Source organism: Pseudooceanicola spongiae (genome assembly GCF_014899185.1).
In the GTDB taxonomy this organism is placed as follows: domain Bacteria; phylum Pseudomonadota; class Alphaproteobacteria; order Rhodobacterales; family Rhodobacteraceae; genus Pseudooceanicola; species Pseudooceanicola spongiae.
This window is the reverse complement of the sequence record NZ_CP045201.1, coordinates 3624971-3642975: the sequence shown is the minus strand read 5'-3', so window position 1 is coordinate 3642975 and position 18005 is coordinate 3624971. Positions and strand designations below refer to the sequence as shown.

The 18005-nt window shown below is 65.1% G+C and carries 15 protein-coding genes; 6 read left to right on the top strand and 9 right to left on the bottom strand.

Annotation, left to right across the window (positions count from 1 at the left end):
• Positions 1-59 precede the first annotated feature (59 nt).
• Positions 60-629: an NADPH-dependent FMN reductase gene (locus F3W81_RS17075; protein ID WP_193080497.1), complete on the bottom strand. Its 570-nt coding sequence runs from the start codon at positions 627-629 to the stop codon at positions 60-62.
• Between the two features lie 24 nt (positions 630-653).
• Positions 654-1235 (bottom strand): hemerythrin domain-containing protein, encoded by a 582-nt coding sequence (locus tag F3W81_RS17070; RefSeq protein ID WP_193080495.1) that lies wholly within the window; start codon positions 1233-1235, stop codon positions 654-656.
• Positions 1236-1681: 446 nt separating this feature from the next.
• Between F3W81_RS17070 and F3W81_RS17065 the strand changes: the two genes are divergently transcribed.
• Genes F3W81_RS17065 through F3W81_RS17055 form a run of 3 tightly spaced genes read left to right on the top strand, consistent with a single transcriptional unit; the run spans position 1682 to position 5528 of the window.
• Positions 1682-2224 (top strand): ureidoglycolate lyase, encoded by a 543-nt coding sequence (locus F3W81_RS17065; protein WP_193080493.1) that lies wholly within the window; start codon positions 1682-1684, stop codon positions 2222-2224.
• A complete protein-coding gene (locus F3W81_RS17060) occupies positions 2221-3969 on the top strand; it encodes a hydantoinase/oxoprolinase N-terminal domain-containing protein (protein ID WP_193080491.1) in 1749 nt (582 codons plus the stop codon). Before F3W81_RS17065 ends, F3W81_RS17060 begins: the two co-directional genes overlap by 4 nt.
• Positions 3966-5528: a hydantoinase B/oxoprolinase family protein gene (locus F3W81_RS17055; protein WP_193080489.1), complete on the top strand. Its 1563-nt coding sequence runs from the start codon at positions 3966-3968 to the stop codon at positions 5526-5528. The genes F3W81_RS17060 and F3W81_RS17055 overlap by 4 nt, the downstream gene beginning before the upstream one ends.
• Positions 5529-5571: 43 nt before the next feature.
• Here F3W81_RS17055 and F3W81_RS17050 read toward each other — a convergent pair whose 3' ends face one another.
• The 4 genes from F3W81_RS17050 to F3W81_RS17035 all read right to left on the bottom strand — a co-directional run bounded on the left by F3W81_RS17050 (position 5572) and on the right by F3W81_RS17035 (position 9948).
• The gene (locus tag F3W81_RS17050) at positions 5572-7086 is read right to left on the bottom strand and encodes a tripartite tricarboxylate transporter permease (RefSeq protein ID WP_193080487.1); all 1515 of its coding nucleotides are present in this window, start codon (positions 7084-7086) and stop codon (positions 5572-5574) included.
• A complete protein-coding gene (locus F3W81_RS17045; RefSeq protein WP_193080485.1) occupies positions 7086-7541 on the bottom strand; it encodes a tripartite tricarboxylate transporter TctB family protein in 456 nt (151 codons plus the stop codon). The genes F3W81_RS17050 and F3W81_RS17045 overlap by 1 nt, the downstream gene beginning before the upstream one ends.
• A 67-nt stretch (positions 7542-7608) precedes the next feature.
• Entirely contained in the window at positions 7609-8604 is a 996-nt protein-coding gene (locus F3W81_RS17040; protein ID WP_226941723.1) for a Bug family tripartite tricarboxylate transporter substrate binding protein, read from the bottom strand.
• Positions 8605-8643: 39 nt separating this feature from the next.
• On the bottom strand, positions 8644-9948 hold the full coding sequence (locus F3W81_RS17035) for an NAD(P)/FAD-dependent oxidoreductase (RefSeq protein ID WP_193080484.1): 1305 nt from the start codon (positions 9946-9948) through the stop codon (positions 8644-8646).
• Between the two features lie 101 nt (positions 9949-10049).
• Between F3W81_RS17035 and F3W81_RS17030 the strand changes: the two genes are divergently transcribed.
• Positions 10050-10940, top strand: coding sequence for a LysR family transcriptional regulator (locus tag F3W81_RS17030; RefSeq protein ID WP_193080483.1), 891 nt, complete (start codon positions 10050-10052; stop codon positions 10938-10940).
• Between the two features lie 4 nt (positions 10941-10944).
• Here F3W81_RS17030 and F3W81_RS17025 read toward each other — a convergent pair whose 3' ends face one another.
• Positions 10945-12297, bottom strand: coding sequence for a Y-family DNA polymerase (locus tag F3W81_RS17025; RefSeq protein ID WP_193080481.1), 1353 nt, complete (start codon positions 12295-12297; stop codon positions 10945-10947).
• A gap of 141 nt (positions 12298-12438) precedes the next feature.
• On the opposite strand from F3W81_RS17025, the gene F3W81_RS17020 reads away from it, so the two are divergent.
• Positions 12439-13653: a GTP-binding protein gene (locus F3W81_RS17020; protein ID WP_193080479.1), complete on the top strand. Its 1215-nt coding sequence runs from the start codon at positions 12439-12441 to the stop codon at positions 13651-13653.
• 2 nt (positions 13654-13655) lie between these two features.
• Entirely contained in the window at positions 13656-13949 is a 294-nt protein-coding gene (locus F3W81_RS17015; protein ID WP_226941722.1) for a DUF6525 family protein, read from the top strand.
• A 30-nt stretch (positions 13950-13979) separates the two neighbouring features.
• Here the strand turns inward: F3W81_RS17015 and F3W81_RS17010 are convergent, their stop codons facing one another.
• Both F3W81_RS17010 and F3W81_RS17005 read right to left on the bottom strand, forming a co-directional pair.
• Positions 13980-16664, bottom strand: coding sequence for a putative bifunctional diguanylate cyclase/phosphodiesterase (locus tag F3W81_RS17010; RefSeq protein WP_193080477.1), 2685 nt, complete (start codon positions 16662-16664; stop codon positions 13980-13982).
• Entirely contained in the window at positions 16606-17880 is a 1275-nt protein-coding gene (locus F3W81_RS17005; RefSeq protein ID WP_193080475.1) for an ABC transporter substrate-binding protein, read from the bottom strand. The genes F3W81_RS17010 and F3W81_RS17005 overlap by 59 nt, the downstream gene beginning before the upstream one ends.
• Positions 17881-18005: the final 125 nt, after the last annotated feature.

Below are 18005 nucleotides of genomic sequence, written 5' to 3'. Positions count from 1 at the left end.
TGAAATGCAAAGAGCCGAGCCCTCGCGGGCCCGGCTCTTTTTCGTTGCAATACGATAGCTTAGGCGCTGCGCATCGGCTTGAGAGCTTCGCCCCAACGTGCCAGTTCTGAGAACATGGCGTTGGCACCTTCCTTGACCTTGTCGTTGGGCACGAAGGTGCCGTCGTCGCTGATGAACTCAGGGAACAACGGCAGTGGCACGCCTTCCGGAATCGCCGCAACGCCGACGTTTCCGAGCAGTTGGCGCAGGGTCTGCGCGGAGCGGAGCCCCCCCGAAATGCCGCCGTAGCTGACGACGCCGGCGGGCTTGTATTTCCATTCCTTCAGCAGCACCTGCACGGCATTCACCAGCGAGGCGGGCGCGAAGAAATCATACTCGGGCGTGACGAAAACGAAGGCGTCCGCGTCACCGATGATCGCGCTCCAACGCTTGGTGTGTTCGTGTTCGTACTGCTGCATCGCAGGGTGGGTCGACTCGTCGAGCAACGGCAGGTTGATGTCTGCAAGATCCACGGCCTCCACGGCGAAATTGCCATTGGCTTCAGCGGCTTGGGTCACCCATTTGGCAATGGTGGGGCCAACGCGGCCGGGGCGGGTCGAGCCAGTAATGACTTTGAGTTTGAGGGTCATATCAGGTCCTTTTTCCTAGAGTTTTCATAGGGCGTCATGCACACCGAGGGCTTCTTCGAGCTCGGTCTCCTCGTAGTGAAAATGCGACTTGAGCGCCCCTTCCAGCGAGGTGAAAGTGGCGCGCAACGCGGCGTAGGCGGCCGCATTGGGAGCCGAGCGCACACGCTTGGCGCCACTGGCGAGATCGCGCAGCAGGGCATGGATGACCTCGTGTTCGTCGCGCAATTTCTGCACGACGGCGCGCAGACCATCGCTGCCGAGCAGCTCAAGAATCGGAAACACCTGCTGTTCTTCGGCATCGTGGTGGAACAGAAGACGGTTACATTCACCACCGCAGAGCGTGCCGAAACTGCGCAGATTGCGGGTCATGGCGAGGCTTTTCATCTTGTCGTCCAGCTGCCCCGGCGCCCCGCTATCCTTGTCTATCCGCTTGATGATATTACGGATTTCAGCGACATCGCTGAGGTGCATCCGGTGGATAGCGGCCAGATGACGCCCCTGGCGGCGGTGCCGCTCGGTGGCCCCCGGAATGGCCGGGGCACGCGGGCGCTCGGCCTCCTTGAGGTCGGCGGTCTGCGTTGCTGCAGTCTTGTTGCGTCTGGTCATAGAGGGCCTTTGTTGGGTCGCTTAGGGGGGCGTCGCAGTGCTGTCTCATAGGTAAGGCCCGCGCCCGCCGGTGCAAGGGAAGGCGGCGGGCGGGCCATGTCGCAGGGGGCTCGGCGCGTCCCAGACATCCTTTTGCCGGATCGACGCAAAGCTCAAGTTAATATGACCTATTGGCAGTTTTGCGATGTCGGTATCCGGTCGGTATCTGAACGGTATCCGAACGGTGCGGTTTCGCGTGGATCGGACAGGTTAACGCGGCAGACCGTGATCGACGGAGACAGCGCCTCGCCGCTCCACCGTCGATTGAGACAACATTTGTGCGATAATACATCAAATTGTGGATTTATAGCACGGCCAAGCGGCGCTATTCTGGGCAGAGCGTGCCGGCTGACGTAGACCCTGAGCACGCCCCCGGCTCTGCGGAGCGCAGCGACGAAGGACAGCCCATGACCGACCGCCACCCCGATCCGACCCCGGCGCTGCGCCAGATTCAGGCGCGCCCGCTGAGCCCCGAGGCCTTTGCGCCCTATGGCCATGTCGCGCGGCCCGGGTTGGGCGCGGTCAAGGCGATCCGGGGCGGTCATGTGCTGCTGAGCAAGAGCGACACCGACTTTCCCCACGACCCCGAGGCGACAGAGCCCCGGCTGGATTTCTACGAGGTGCCGCCGGAGCAGGATCTGCTGGTCGCCACCGTGATCGAGCGGCATGTGCTGTCGTCGCAGATGTTCAGCCCGATGGGCGCCGCGCGCTGGCTGGTCGTCGTCTGGCCAGAGGGGCCCGAGGGCGCGCCGCTTGCCTTTGTCGCCGGGCCGCAGGACGTCGTGACCTATGCGCCGGGGCTGTGGCACCACGGCATCGTCGCGCTGGACCAGCCCGCCTGTTTCACCTCGCTGATGTGGAAGACCGGCGAGGCGGCGCGCGACACCGAATTTCTGACGCTGAGCGCACCATGGGGCATCCGCTGGCCTGCCGGGACAGGCGCAGCATGAGTCGCCTTGCCGTAGACTTCGGCGCGCGGTTTGCCGATTTCGTCGCCTGGGATGACGCGGGGCTGCGCATCCTCAAGCGGCCCGTCTCCGGCGACATGGCCGCCGATCTTGTGGCGGGGCTGGAGGCGCTGGAGTTGGAGGCGGAGCGCCTGCAGGAGCTGCGGCTGGTCACCACCGCGCCGCTGAATGCGCTGCTGGCGCGCAGACCGATGCCGGTCGCGCTGCTGAGCACGCGGGGCTTTGGCGACACGTTGCGGCTGGGGCGGCAGAACCGCGCGGCGCTCTATGATCCGGTGGCGCGCTCGCCTGCGCCGGTGTTTCTGGTGGCGCCCGAGGACAGCCACGAGATTGGCGGGCGGCTGGACGCGACGGGGGCCGAGCTGGCACCGCTGGACCCTGCCGATATCGCGGCGGCAATTGCGGGGCTGCGGGCGCGGGAGGTGCGCGCGGTCGCGATCTGCCTGCTGTTTGCCCATGTGAACCCCGCGCAGGAGCTGGCGCTGGCCGAGGCGATCCGCGCGGCATTGCCAGAGGTGAGCCTGAGCCTGTCGCATCAGGTTGATCCCGCACCGAGGGAATATGAACGCACCGTTTCCGTGCTGAGCGACGCCTGGCTGGCGGCGCGGATGGACGCCCCTCTGGCGGCTGTGCGCGCGGCGCTGGCGGCTCGCGGCTTTGCGGGAGAGCTGCTGTTCGGCGATGGTCGCGGCGTTCTGGTGTCCGACGCGGCGGCGCGCGCGCATCGGGCGATCTTGCTGTCGGGCGCGCCGGCGGCGGCAGCGCGGGCTGGAGCGGATCTGTCGGCGGATGGGGTGGTGATTGCGGCGGATATCGGTTCGCTCAGCGCTGATATGTCGACCGGGCGCGGCGGGCAGCCGGGGATGTCGGAGACGGGGCTGCTGGCGGGGGTGCCGCTGCGCGAGGCCTGCACGGATATCGAGAGCATTGCGCTTGGCGGCACCCGGCGGGTTGGCACGGGGCCGCGGGGTTTGAATTTTGACGTGGACGAGGGGCCACGGCTGGATGATGCGCTGGCGGCGCTTGGCCGTTTGCCGGACGCTGGCGTATGGAGCGCGCCGTTCTCGCCCGAGGCGGTCGTCGCGGCGGCGGCGGACCGGATGGCCTATGCGCTGACCCGCTACGCAACACGGCGCAACATCGATCCGGGGCGCGCGTCGCTTGCGGTGATGGGCGGCACGGGGGCGCTGCTGGCCGCAGATATCGCGGCGGCTATGGGGCTGGAGCGGGTGCTGTTGCCGCGCGCGCCGGGGGCCTCAGGTGCGATTGGCCTGATGCAGGCGGCACGGCGCAGCGAGGCCTTTGCGCGGGTGGATCTGGGGCTGGAGGCGCTGAGCGCGGAGGCTCTTGACGCGCTGCTGGACCGGCTGGAGGGGGCCTGCGACGGCTCTGGCCCTCTGGTCTACGCGCTGTCGCTGGCGGCGCGGCGGCAGATGCATGCAATGCCCTTGATTCTGGGCGCGCGACCGGCCAGCGGCGCGGAGATCGGCGAGGCTTTCGCGGCAGGGTTTCGCGCGGAGTTCGGCATTGCGCCGCCGGGGCCGGGCTATCTGTTCTCGATCGCCGTCTACCGCGATACGCGCGGGCCGGTGCCGCCGATGGCGGAGCTTGGCGACGGCGCCGCGACAGGCTTGATCGCGACCGAAGCCGGAGCGATCTGGTGCCCTGAGGGCTGGCGCCTGAGCCGCACCGACACGGCCTATCGACTGGAGAGGAGCGCCCGATGAGCGATGCCCTGACGATCCTGCAACTGCGTCTTGATGGACTGGCCGAGGCGATGCAGCAGACGCTGCTGCGGGTCGCCGTGTCGCCGGTGGTGCGCGAGGGGGCCGATGCCTCCTGCGCGCTTTTCACCGCGCGTGGAGAGCTGCTGGCGCTGGCCGAGGCGATCCCGCTGCTGCTGGGCGCGCTGCCCGGCGCGGTCGGGGCGATCCTGGGGGAGTACCCGGCGGACCAGATGCGCCCGGGCGATGTCTTTGTCACCAACGACCCGTTTTCGGGGGGCACCCACCTGCCCGATATCGCCGTCGTGCAGCCTGTCTTTGCGGGCGCGGCGCTGATCGCGCTGTCGGCCAGCCTGCTGCATCATCAGGATATCGGCGGCACAAGGGCAGGCTCGGTGCCGCCGGATGCGACTGAGATCTATCACGAGGGGCTGCGGATTCCGCCGATGCGGGTGGGGGATAGCGCTGGCTTCACGCGCGAGTTCACCAATCTGATCCGCGCCGCCTCGCGTGCGCCGGATGTGGTGCTGGGCGATCTTGAGACGCAGCTGGCCGCCGGGCGCAGTGCCGCGCATGGGGTGCGGCGCATTGCGCAGGACCTCGGAACAGCGGCGTTTTTGCGCGCGCTCGAGGCCCTGCTGGACCGCGCCGAGGACGAGACCGTCGCGCGGCTGAGCGCTCTGCCCGCCGGGCCGTTTCACGGTATGGATGCGCTGGACCCGGTGACGGACCTCGGACCGTGCGAGGCGCATGTCGCCATTGCGATCCGCGACGGGCGGCTGGTGGCGGATTTCCACGGCTCCTCGCCTCAGGTGCAGGCGCCGGTGAACTGCGTGCGCTCGGGTCCGTTGTCGGCGGTGTTTTACGGGCTGCTGACGCTGGTCGGGGACACTGCGCTGCGCAACGGCGGCATTCTGCGGCGGATCACGCTGCAGCTGCCGGAGGCGAGCGTGGTCAACGCCGCCCTGCCCGCCGCCGTGAATGCGCGGATGAACATGGTGCGCTGCATCACCTCGGCCGTGCTGCAGGCGCTGTCGCAGGCCGATGCTGAACGGATGCCCGCCGCGAATTCGGGGATGTCCTATGTCATCGCGTTTTCGGGCAAGGATGCGACCGGCGCGCCGTTTCTCTCGACCGAGATCGTGGCGGGCGGCGCGGGCGGCGGACCCCATGCGGATGGCGCGCCGGGGATCTCGACCGACGTGGGCAATGCGATGAACATCTCGGCTGAATCACTGGAGGCGCTGGTGCCGATGCGGCTTCGTGCGGCGGAAATCCGGGCCGGGTCGGGCGGGCCGGGGCGGTTTCGCGGCGGCGACGGCATCCGGCGGACCTATGAGGCGCTGAGCGATGGCATCGCCGCCTCGATCCGGGGCGAGCGGTTTGCCCGCGTCGCGCAGGGCGCGCATGGCGGCGGATCGCCCAAGGGCTCGGCTGCGACCGTGATCCGCGCGGATGGGGCGCGGCAGGAGCTGACCGCGCGCTCGGCCGTGGTGCTGAACCGGGGCGATGTGCTGGTGATCGAAAGCTCGGGCGGGGCGGGATACGGCACGCCGGAGTGAGACGTGAAGGCCCGCAGGATCAGCTGCGGGCCTTTTTCATGGTTTACTCGGAGGCTTTGGGGGCGCGGCGCGACAGCCTTGCGCGCAGGCCGGGCAGAAAGACCGAGGCGATGAACAGCAGGCTGAGGCCCATGAACACCGCGCTGATTGGGCTTTCAAAGAACACCATCAGATCGCCCTTGGAGAGGAGCATGGCGCGGCGAAAGTTCTCCTCCAGCAGCGGGCCGAGGATGAAGCCGAGCAGCACCGGCGTCGCCGGAAATCCGGTGCGGCGCATCAGGTAACCCAAGATGCCGAAGCCGAGCACGACGAAGATGTCGAAGACGTTGTTGTTGGCGGAATAGACCCCGAGGCAGATGAAGATCAGCACGCAGGGATAGAGCATACGGTAGGGTACGGAGAGCAGTTTGACCCACATGCCGATCAGCGGGATGTTCAGGACCAGCAGCAGCAGATTGCCGACCCAGAAGCTCATGATCAGGCCCCAGAACATCTGCGGCTGTTCGTTGATCAGGTTCGGCCCCGGCGTGATGCCGTGCAGGATCATCGCGCCCATCAGCACGGCCACCACCGCATCGCCGGGAATCCCGAGGCTGAGGGTGGGGATGAAGGCGGCCTGCACGCTGGCGTTATTGGCGGCTTCGGGGGCCGAGATCCCCTCAAGCGCGCCCTTGCCGAAGGTTTCGGGGTGCTTGGAGATGCGCTTTTCCACCGCGTAGGCCATGAGCGAGGCGATGCCCGGCCCGGTGCCCGGCAGCGCGCCGACGAAAGACCCGATGGCGGAGCCGCGCAGGGTCGGCCAGGTGATGACCTTCCATTCCTTGCGGGTCGGCAGCATGTCGCGAAAGCGGATCTTGCCGACGGCCTGCATGACGCCGGCGGGCTGGCCGATATTGGCGATGATCTCGGCGACGCCGAACAGACCCATGGCGAGGGCGACGATGCTGAAGCCGTCCGCCAGCTCAAACACCCCGAAGGTAAATCGGAACTGGCCGGTGTTGACGTCGGTGCCGACCATCCCGAGGGCGAGGCCGAAGACCACCATCCCCAGCGCCTTGAACGGCGAGCCGAGGGTCATGGTCGAGGCGGCGACGAGGCCCAGCAGGATGACGGCGAAGTAATCCGCCGCACCGAACTTCAGCGCGAATTCCGCGATCAGCGGCGCGAAGCCCATGACGAGGATGATCGCGAAGGTCGAGCCGACGAAGCTGTTGATCGCAGTGACAAAGATCGCCAGCGGCGCCTTGCCCTGCTGCGCCAGTGGATAGCCGTCGAGGCAGGTGATGGCGGCGGTCGCGGTGCCCGGCAGGTTCAGCAGGATCGACGCGGTGGAGCCGCCGTATTGCGCGCCGTAGAAGATGCCCGCGAGCATGATCAGCGCGTCGGTCGGGTCAAGGTAATAGGTCAGCGGCAGCGCGAGGGAAATCGCGGCCAGAGCACCAATCCCCGGCAGCACGCCGACGAAGGTGCCGACACTGACCCCGATCAGGCAATAGAGCAGCGCGTGCCAGGTGAGGGCGGTGTGCAGGCCCAGCTCAATTCCGTGCAGGATATCCATCAGGAGGCTCCGAAGGTGTTGAGCGGCAGGCCGAGGCCCCAGATGAAGACGATGCTGCCGAACACCGCGATGAACAGCGCGACAATGGCCAGACGGGGCCAGCTGCGCTGTGGCTCGGCAAAGGCGGTGATGGCGATCAGCAGGCAGGCGGCGGGGATGAAGCCGATACGCTCAACGCTGAACGCGAAGGCCAGAACGGCGGCGCAGGTGCAGAGCACGGCGCGCCAGGGGAACGGCTGTTGCGGGGGCGCGGCGGCGCGGCGGGCGGCGAAGGCTTCGCCCAGTACGCCGAGGCCGAGCAGCGCCAGAAGCACGGCGACGACCATCGGAAAGAAGCCGGGACCGGGGCGCAGCAGACTGCCGAGGGGATAGGTCCCGGCCACCAGCGCAATGGCCAGCCCGGCCGCCACCACGATGGCGCCGGGCAGGTAATGGGAAATCAGATGTCGGTTCAAGGCGGCGATCCGGGATGCGAGGTGACGCCCGGCCCGGAGGCGATGCCCCCGGACCGGGCAGCGGACATTATTGCTTCAGACCAGCGGCGTCGACGACCTTGGTCCATTTGGCGACCTCATCGGCGATGAAGGCTTTCGAGGTCGCAGGGTCCATCCCCTCGACCAGGAAGCCGCGCTCGCGGAACAGGGCTTGCAGGTCTTCGGTCTGCAGCGCCGCCTCGATCGCGCCGTAGAGCGTGGCGAGCACGTCATCGGGGGTGCCGGCGGGCGCAAAGAGGCCCTGCCAGGACACGGCGGCGTAGCCCGGCAGGCCTGCCTCGGCGATGGTGGGGACGCCTTTCAGCAGGTAGTGTTCCTGCGTTCCGGTGACGCCAAGGGCGCGCAGGCGACCGGCCTCGATATACTCGGACGTCACGAGGATATCGCCGAACATCGCATCAATGCGCCCGCCGAGCAGATCCTGAAGCGCTGCAGCGCTGCCCTTGTAGGGGACGTGGACCAGCGTGGTGCCGGAATCGAGCGCGAACAGCTCTCCCGCCATGTGCATCGAGGTGCCGACGCCGGGGGTGCCATGGGTGAAGGTGTCGGGGTTTTCCTTGGCATAGGTGATCACGTCGCCGACGCTCTGGAAGGCGCTGTCGGCATTGACCACCAGCGCGAGCGGCGAGGAGATGACGATGCTGACCGGGGCGAAATCGGTGACGGGGTTGTAGGGCAGATCATCGCGCAGCGCGGCGCTGATCGCGTTCGAGCCGGTGACGCCCATCAGCAGCGTATAGCCATCGGGGTCGGACTTGGCGACGTAGTTGGCGCCCACCGTGCCCCCTGCCCCGCCACGGTTTTCCACCACGACCGGCTGGCCCAGAGAGGCGGCGAGGGATTCACCAATCTTGCGCGCCAGCAGGTCGGTCGAGCCGCCCGGCGGGAAGGGCACAACGATGGTGATCGGCTTGTCGGGAAAGCCCTCGGCCGCCTGCGCGAGGGGCGCGGAAAGGCCTGCGGTCATGGCGAGGGCAAGGGCGCCCAGACCTTTCAGAAACTGTCGTTTGATAATCCTGGTCATTGTCGTCTCTCCTGTCTGTTGGATGTGGCCCTTTGGGCCTTATGCGTTTGTATTGGGGCCCCCGAGGGGACCCTTGGTGCCGCGCTCAGGCGGCTTTGCGCCCTGCCCGCGTGAAGCGCCGGGGGCGAAGGGGGCAAGGTCGATTTCGGGCGCGCGGTTGGCGATCAGGTTGGCCAGTTCGCGCCCCGTGGTGGCGCCGCCGCACATGCCGACATGGCCATGGCCAAAGCCGAGCCAGGCGTTGTCACAGCCCGGTGCCAGCCCGATCACCGGCATCGAATCCGGCATGCAGGGACGATGGCCCATCCAGACCTCGTGCGGGTCGGGGTTCAGGGTCGGGAACATCTTGCGACCGACGTTCAGCAGAGCTTCGGCCCGGGCGTAGTTCGGCGGCGCCTTCAGGCCCGCCAGCTCGACCGTGCCGGCCAGACGCAGGCCCATGGTCATCGGGTTCACCATGATGTTCTGCTCGACCGCCATGACATTGCGGCTGAGGCTGATGCCCGGCTCGGTCAGGGTGACGTGATAGCCGCGCTGGCTTTCCAGCGGCACCTTCGTGCCCAGCTGACGCGCCAGAACGCCCGACCATGCCCCGGCGGCGACCACGACTCCGTCGACCGCGACCTCGCCACCAGTATCGGTGAGCACCGCATCGACGCGGGCCCCCGTGCGGCGAAAGCCGGTGACGCGGGCGCGCAGATGGGTCGCGCCGTCCCTGATCGCCTGACCGTAGATCGCCTTGACCAGCGCCGAGGGGTCGGGGGTCGAGCCGTTGTCGGGCGCGAACTGGCCAAAGCCGAAGGAGCCGCGCAGATCCGGCTCAAGCGCGAACAGGGCCTCGCCCTCAAGCGGCTGCATCTCAACCCCGAGGCTGCGGCGCAGATTTGCCCCCCATGCCCATTTTTGCGCCGATTCCCGCGAGGAATAGACATAGAGACAACCGTTCTGGCGCAGCAGCGACATCGCCCCGGCGCGTTGCAGCAGCGGGGTATAGGCGTCGAACACCGGGGCCAGCAGGCCGCGCATGGCGGTGGCGATGCGCGTCACCTCGCGCTCGTTGGCATGGCGCAGGAACTGCATCAGCCAGGGCAGGACGCTGGGCAGGTAGTGGCTGCGGATCACCAGCGGGCCATCGGGATCAAGCAGCCATTTCGGCACTTTCTTCCACATTCCGGGCATCGCGACGGGCAAAACGGCACTGGGCGACAGCGATCCGGCATTGCCGAAGGAGCAGGCCTCGCCCGCCTCGATCGGGTCGATGAAGGTGACGCTGTGACCGTCGCGCTGCGCCCAGGCTGCGGTGGCGACCCCGACGATCCCCGTGCCGATGATTGCGATATGCATGGTATTCCGGTTCTCGTGTTTATTTGCGGGCTTGCTTGATTGTCCGGGGGCAGGCGCAATAATACAAATGAAATGGTTTTACTGATCCATAAGGTTTTATTATGTCGATCTCTGTCAGGCAGCTTCGGGCGTTTCGCGCGGTGGCCGATGCGCGCAGCTTTACCGCTGCGGCCGAGGAACTGGGGTTGACGCAGGCGGCGGTGTCGATGCTGATCCGCCAGTTCGAGATCGAGCTGAGGGTGACCCTGTTTGAGCGCACAGGGCGCGGCGCGCATCTGACAGAATTTGGCACCGAGATCATGCCCACCGTGCTGCGGGTGCTGGAGGATCTGCGCAACATCACCGACTCGGCCACTGATCTGCGGCTGCTGCAGCGTGGCCATCTGCGGCTGGCCGTGCCGCAGATGCTGGGGTGTTGCTGGTTGCCTCAGGTGCTGGGGCCGTTTCGCGCCCGATATCCCAATATCGAGGTCTCGATTGTGGAGGCCGACGGCGACGGGGTGATGGATCGGGTCGCGGGCGTCGCGGCCGAAGTCGGGATCGGACCCGAGCGCGCGCTGAGCAGTGGTATCTCCGCCGCGCCACTCTGGGATGTGCCGATGCAACTGGTGGTGCGCAACGGATCGAGGCTGTGCACGGCGGACAAGCGGCCCGACATGGCGGCGGTCGAGACGGCGCGCTGGATCACATACTCCAATGATTTCAGCGAGGTGCTGCATCGCAGCCTGCTGGGGCACGGCGCCACGCCGCGCGCGGGCGACATGCGCGTCATGGGGATGATGAGCGCGCTGGCCATCATCGGGCGCGAGGATTATGTCACCGTCGCCCCGGCCTATGCGGCGATCTTTGCGCCGGTCTTTGGCGTCACGTTCCTGCCGTTTGAAGGCGCGGCCAGCCGTCGCCGGTTCATGCAGTACACCCGCGCCCGGCATGATCTGTCGCCCGCCGCGCGCGCGTTTCTGGAGATGGCGCAGGCATCGGCGCCGGTCTGAGGCGTCAGAACGACAGGAAATGCGTCGCCGCGTCGGGCACGGCGACCTCGCTGAAATCAGCCTCGTCGGGGATGCGGCCAAAGGCGATCTTGGCGCCGAGATAGCGCCCCGGCACCTCGCCCCGCGGCCCCAGCGAAATCGCCCCAGACCCATAGGTCGCGCGCAGAGTGTCCATCAGATCGCTGACCTTTTCCCATTTGGCGCGCTGCTGCGTGGTGCTGGCGTGGGTCTGATCGGGGATCATGCTGTCGAACAGATCGCCCGTCATCTCCGCCTCGCCGAGCAGACCGTGGATCATCACGCTGACCGACCGGGGGCTGAAGCGCAGGGCGTGCTCGGCCCGGCTCAGCCCTTCGGATAGCGCCTGCAGGAAGGTGTGATCGTCGCGGGCGGGCAGAAAGCCCTGCTCCCAGCTCCAGTGCTGATCGGCGGGCGCGCGACGCGTCGGCCCGCGCGCGCCGCCGTTGAAGCTGAGCGAGAGTTTCGTGGCGCGCATGTTGGCGCGGCGCAGGCGGCGCGCGGCGCTTTCGGTCAGCAGGCGGGCACAGATACGGATCTTGTCGGGGGTGCGCCAGTCGCGGGGCAGCACACGGCTGTGGCCGAACATGCGTTTCGCCGTTTCGGGGCGTTCGGTGTGATAGCCATGCAGGCCGTTCCAGAACCGCTCGCCCTCGACACTGCCCCAGATGGCGCGGGCCTGTTTCGGCGCCAGCGCCCAGAGCGCCGTAAAATCGCGCACACCCGCCGCGGCGAGACGGGCGCGCATCCCCCTTGAAACACCGGGCAAATCCCCGAGCTCGATATCGGCGAGGCACATCGGCAGCTGATCCGCCTCGATCAGCAGAAAGCCGTCGGGCTTGTTGCGCTCGGCCGCGATCTTGGCCAGCAGCTCGGTCGGGGCCATGCCGATGGAACAGGTGAGGACGTCGCTGAACGACTCGGCCAGCGCGCGTTTCAGGCGGGCAGCAAGGGCGGGGCCTTCCTGCGCCTCGGCCGGCAGCAGATGGCAGACCACCTCGTCAATCGAGCGGACGCGGGCCACGGGCAGGCAGCCCTCAATCACGTCGAGGATGCGGTTGTGCAGCCGGACATAGACGTCATGACGGGCGACGACGAAGACCATGTCGGGGATTATCGCCCGCGCCTGACTGACCGAGGTGCCGAACCTCACGCCCAGAGCCTTGGCCTGCCGGCTGACGGCAATGCAGGAGGTATGCGGCGAATCGAGCGGCAACACCCCCACGGGGCGACCCCGCAGGCTGGGATTGAAGTGCTGTTCCGCCGAGGCAAAGAAGCTGTCGAAATCCAGGTACAGCCGCTCAACCCCGCGCGATTGCCCGCGGGCGTGTTGTGTCATGTCACCCTCCGGTATCACTTCGGAACAATTTAGGAACATTTAGACGCGAGGGCAAGGTGGCGCTGGCGATGGAAAAGCCGGTTGCGCGCGGTCAGGGGTTTTCATATGTGTATTGTTATAACGTAACACATGGAGATCTTGATGTCAGCCAAGGATAGGCGCCTGCCCGTGACGGTTTTGTCCGGGTTTCTCGGGGCGGGGAAAACCACGCTGCTGAACGATGTGCTGAACAACCGCGACGGGCGGCGTGTCGCGGTCATCGTCAATGACATGTCCGAGGTGAACATCGACGCCGATCTGGTGCGCGCCGGCGGTGCGGATCTGAGCCAGACCGAGGAAAAGCTGGTCGAGATGAGCAACGGCTGCATCTGCTGCACCCTGCGCGATGACCTGCTGCAAGAGGTGCGCCGCCTCGCCGCAGAGGGGCGCTTTGACTATCTGCTGATCGAATCGACCGGTGTGTCCGAACCCCTGCCCGTCGCCGCCACCTTTGAATTTCGCGATGAGTTTGGCGACAGCCTTTCGGACGTGGCGCGGCTGGATACCACGGTGACGGTGGTGGATAGCGTGAACCTGCTGAACGATTACGCCAGCCACGACTTTCTGCGCGACCGGGGCGAAAGCATGGGCGAGGACGACGGTCGCACGCTGGTCGATCTGCTGGTCGATCAGATCGAATTCGCCGACGTGGTGATCCTGAACAAGACGACCGAGGCGGGGGCGGAAAAGCGCGATGCCGCGCGCAAGATCATCACCGCGCTGAACCCCGACGCCGAGATCATCGAGACCGACTTTTGCCGCGTGCCACAGGACCGGATCTTCGACACCGGGCTGTTCGATTTCGACACCGCGCATGAACATCCGCTCTGGGCGAAGGAGCTCTATGGCTTTGCCGAACACATCCCCGAGACCGAGGAATACGGTGTGTCGTCCTTTGTCTATCGCGCCCGCCGCCCCTTCGCGCCGCAAAAAATCTATGATGCGCTGAACGGCCCTATGCCCGGGGTGATCCGCGCCAAAGGCCATTTCTGGATCGCGACCCGGCCCGACTGGCTGGCCGAATTCTCGCTCGCCGGGGCGCTGAGCAGCGTCAAACCCCTGGGCAACTGGTGGGCCACTGTGCCGCTGGACCGCCGCCCCGATACTCCGGCAGCCGCCGCCTATCTTGAGCGGCACTGGCAGGAGCCCTTCGGTGACCGCCGTCAGGAACTGGTGTTTATCGGATCAGGCATGGACCGGGCGGAGATCACGGCAACGCTCGACGCGGCTCTGGTCGCGGACCGGGGCTTCACACCTGACCTCTGGCGCGGCCTTGCCGACCCGTTCCCGGCCTGGAAACGCGCCGAAAGCGCGTGATCATGGCAGACCGCGCGCCCGCCTCCAATAGCCGGACCACACTGAGCAAACGCCAGCGGCAGGGGCATGTGATGGACGCCTACGACCGGCTGCCACCAGATCTGCGTGCCTGGCTGGCGCAGGCGGCTCTGCCGTGGTCCGCCCGTTCGGCGCTGCGCCACTGGCGCAAAACCCTGCTGAGCTGCGGCGGGGACACTGCCGCAGCTCAGACCCGTCTGACCCAGATCGAGAAACGCCAGATGAGCCGTGATATCCGCCGGATCTGGGGCGACCGACACCCGAGCTGCGGTGGATAGATCGGGGAGATTTACGTCAGCCTTTGCCCCTTACTTCAGACACTGCCGCTTTGCCTGATCTACCTTGAGGTAGATGATCAGATCCTCTGCCTTCATTGGTTTTGCGAAATAATACCCCTGCAATATATCGATCCCGATCTCGGACAGAATCCGCACGTGGTCATAGGTTTCAACGCCTTCGGCGATCACGGCGATGTCGAGCGCATTCGCAATATCCACAATGGACTTCAAAAGACTTCTGGCCGTTTCGGACTGCGTCACCGGAATGACCAGCTGTTGGTCGATCTTCAGACTGTCGGGGCGTGCATGCATCAGGCCGATGATCGAGGCATGGCCCGAACCGAAATCGTCGATCTGCAAGGCGACGCCCGCCTCTCTCAGAAGATCGAGGTGGTACATGAAGGAATTGGACTGCTCCTCGACGAAAACGGATTCGAGGATTTCGAAGGCGATGCGGATGTCGGAGGTTTGACTGAATGCGCGCATATACTGCAGAAGTTTTCTGTCCTGCAGCCGTTCGGCGGTGACATTGAAGGACACTTTCGGCACATGGATTCTGTCGCTGTTGATGCGCGAAAGCTCATCAATCGCACGACGAAACAGCGCGGAATCGACCTCTCCCAGCAGACCGACCTTTTTGGCGATGGAGAGATAGGCGACCGGAGAGAGCATCTCGCCACCGGGAAGCTGCCAGCGCGACAGGACTTCGACGCCGACGACCTCGCCCGTGCGGGCGTTCACCTGCGGCTGGTAGTGCGGAACAAATTCAAGATCCCGTATCGCTTTCGGCAGCCGCGACACCAGATCACGGCGAATAAGGGATTCCTTGTGAAGCTCCTCCGTGTAGATGCAAATCGCGTTACGTCCCGAATCCTTTGCCCGATAGAGCGCCTCATCCGCGGCAACGTTGATTTCAGCCGCTGAAATCATCCCGCCCGAGGTCGTTGCAATGCCAAAGCTGGCCCCCACCCTTGCGGTCATGTCACCAAATTTCATCGGCTCCTGAATCCGTTTCAGCATGCGCCGCGCCGTGGCTTCGGCTGCCTCAACGCCATAGCCCCGTGACATCAGCAAGATAAACTCATCCCCGCCGATCCTGGCCGCGACTTCGCCCTGCTTGGTCTCCTCTTTCAGAATGCGGGCGACTTCGCACAGGACATGATCCCCGGCGGCATGGCCCAGCGTATCATTCACGAACTTGAAGTGATCCAGATCGATCCGGACAAGGGTAACGGAACTGTCTTCAGGATCATTTGCCCGCGCATCCAGCGCATCCCGCAATGCCCGTCTGTTCGGCAATCCGGTCAGGGCATCGTGCAGGGATTGATGCTCGATTTCCAGCTGCGCGGCCATGAACCTCTGGGATTGCAGCTTCTGTTCGGTGATGTCGCTGCTGATGGCCATGAAGCCATAGGGCTTGCCCGAGGTATCAAACAACGTCGTGATAGAGAGGCTGATCCAATATCTGTCGCCCAGACGATTGTAGTTCAGGATCTCGACCTTGATCGGCTTGTAGTTTCGCAGGGCCTCAGAAATGGCGCGGATCGTGGATACATCGGTTTCAGCGCCTTGCAGGATCGTACTCGGCCTCTGTCCAATGACCGATCGCGCGCTGAAGCCCGATAGGGTTTCAAATGCGGGATTCACCCACATCACCCTTCTATCCAGACCCGTCATGAGGATGGCGTCATTGGCATTGCGCGCAACAGAGGCCAGTTCGGACAATTCCTTTTGTTGCTGCGCAAGCAGAACATGAGGCTTGACCAAGAGACGATTGCCGAACCAGGCCAGCAGGAGAAAGGGCGCGAGCAGCGAAATGCCAATGGCCAGCACACTTTCCTTGACCAGACGTGTGCTGACCGAACGGAGCTGAGCCCAGTTCGGCGTCACAATGACATCAAGCGCAAAATTGGGGATGTTGAAGACCCTGACATCCTCTGGCGGCCGGACCGAGGACAGCGGGGCCGGCCCCCCGGCAGCAATATCGTCCGCACCCTCGCCCGCATTGGCCGGAGGGGTCGGTGCGATCAGACGCGTCGGGAAGAGGCCGTCACTTTTGGGAAGGACGGTGGCCAGATTGATGTCAATCTGCGCGAGGATGGCACCCTGATAGGCACCGCCGGATTGCACCGGCTCGCTGATCAGGAAATGGCCGGTATCTCCGTCGCTGTAGAACGCAATCGGTCTGCGGGGCTGGCCAGAGCCTTGGTCGGCAAAAACAGACTGAGTGCTCTCTATCAGGCTCTGCTCGACCTCAGAGGAGAACCTGAAATGATCCTTGTCCAGAGAATCCAGTCGCGACAGCGGATTGCCCATGAAATCGAACAGCGTCACCACTTCAAAGCTTGCAGGGGCAGACAGGCCTTCCAGATAATCCCGCACAATATTGGCATTGTCATCATAGCCCAGTGCCACGGAAATCAACTCGGGCTGATGGGCCAGAAAGGACATCAGCAAGTCATGTTCCTGCAGGCTCTGATAAATCTGCAGAACGGTATTCTCGGCGACCTTGGTGATCTGACGCTCTTGAATTTCCTCGACAAATGGCCGTGCGGAGGCCCAGACGGAGAGGCCGGTCAACGCCATGGCAAGGGCGCAAACCGTCGAGACCGTCAGCCAGAATCGAACCTTGATGGCGCGCGCGGGGTTCATGGATCTACTGCGCGTCCGTCCGGATGCTCCATGGCAGACGACCATCCGGAGTGAATTGCGCAAAGCACAGATGCCGGGTGCCGAGGGCTTCGTGGGCGTCAGGTTCCTGCGCGGAACTGGGCGCGAAGGGGGGCGCATAGAGATCCATCACGCCGTCAACGGGAGCGTGCAGCCCCTCAAGCGCCTCTTTCAGGGCGACGCGTCGGGATTTGATCCCTTCTTGCCAGCGGTCATCGAAGGAGGCCTGATCTGCCGCTGCAATCAGAATGCGTGTAAGATCAAAGGCATGCACGAATCCGACATTGGCAGGAAGCTCCGAAAGATCGGTCAGGTCGCGCGATGGGTCAACCGCTCTGGCAGCCGCCAGAGCCTCCTCCAGCCGGTCGGAGGCGCTGACATGGCTTGCGACATTGCAGGTTTGCAGAACCCGAAGGTGCAGTTTTTCGCGCGCGGCAACGCTGGTACTTTTGGAGAAATCATCGCTGGCGATCCCCCAGTGCGAATAGAGGTCAAGCTTGCCTGTCGCGGTCTGCGCGAGGGCCTCCGTAATCAGGGAGCCTTCGCCGGCATTGGCCAGCATGATGGCGCAATCGGCCTTGCTGCGGACCACCTCATTTGCGATGGCCTTGGCAGAAACGCGCCCCAGCCCGACGGTGATGAAGCCGATATGCGCGGGCCGGATCCCCTTGGCATCGAGTTCGGCCATCATTTTATCATGGGCGAAATGGCCCCAGCCGGTATCGAGCAGAAGCAGCGCGGGGGCCTTGCATCCGCCCTCGTCCACCGCCTCCGTGATCAGGAATTTCGTCGCCTTTGTGTCATCGACGGACAGGCGGAAAATAAAGTTGCTGTCGCCAGAGGACAGCCGGGTCAGCGCCCCGGCCGCAGACCATGGCAACAGCAGCGGTAGTCCGGAGGCATTCACATCAGAGCCATGCTGAAGGTAGGGCGGAGAATGCAGCCCGCCGAAAACCGCGAGCACATTCGGGTTTTCAGCCGCCTCCTGCAGCGTCTGATGCGACCGCCGGACGTTGCCTGCGTGGTCGCGACGGATCAGACGAACGGGTTGCCCGGCGATGCGGTCCCCCGACAGGTGAAGGGCGGAGCGTATGCCAAGCTCGATCGCCGCGGCGCTTGGCGCGTTCAGTGTGAAATCTGCATCGACATAGAGCTCGATTGCGGTGTCCGGCGGTGTCACTGGCGCCTCTTGCGCGAAGACGGAGTGCATCGACACAAATATGGTCGTGAGACTTGCGAGGCAGGTTCTGAGGATACTCATGCGCTTCCCTTGGAGGTTCCTTGCATTTCCGATCCTTGTCGCACAGTTCACTTAACGGTTTACTGAAGCCGAATGGTGTTCTGATCCGCGCAATCATACTCGGAAACCGGGCATCTGCGCGTTTA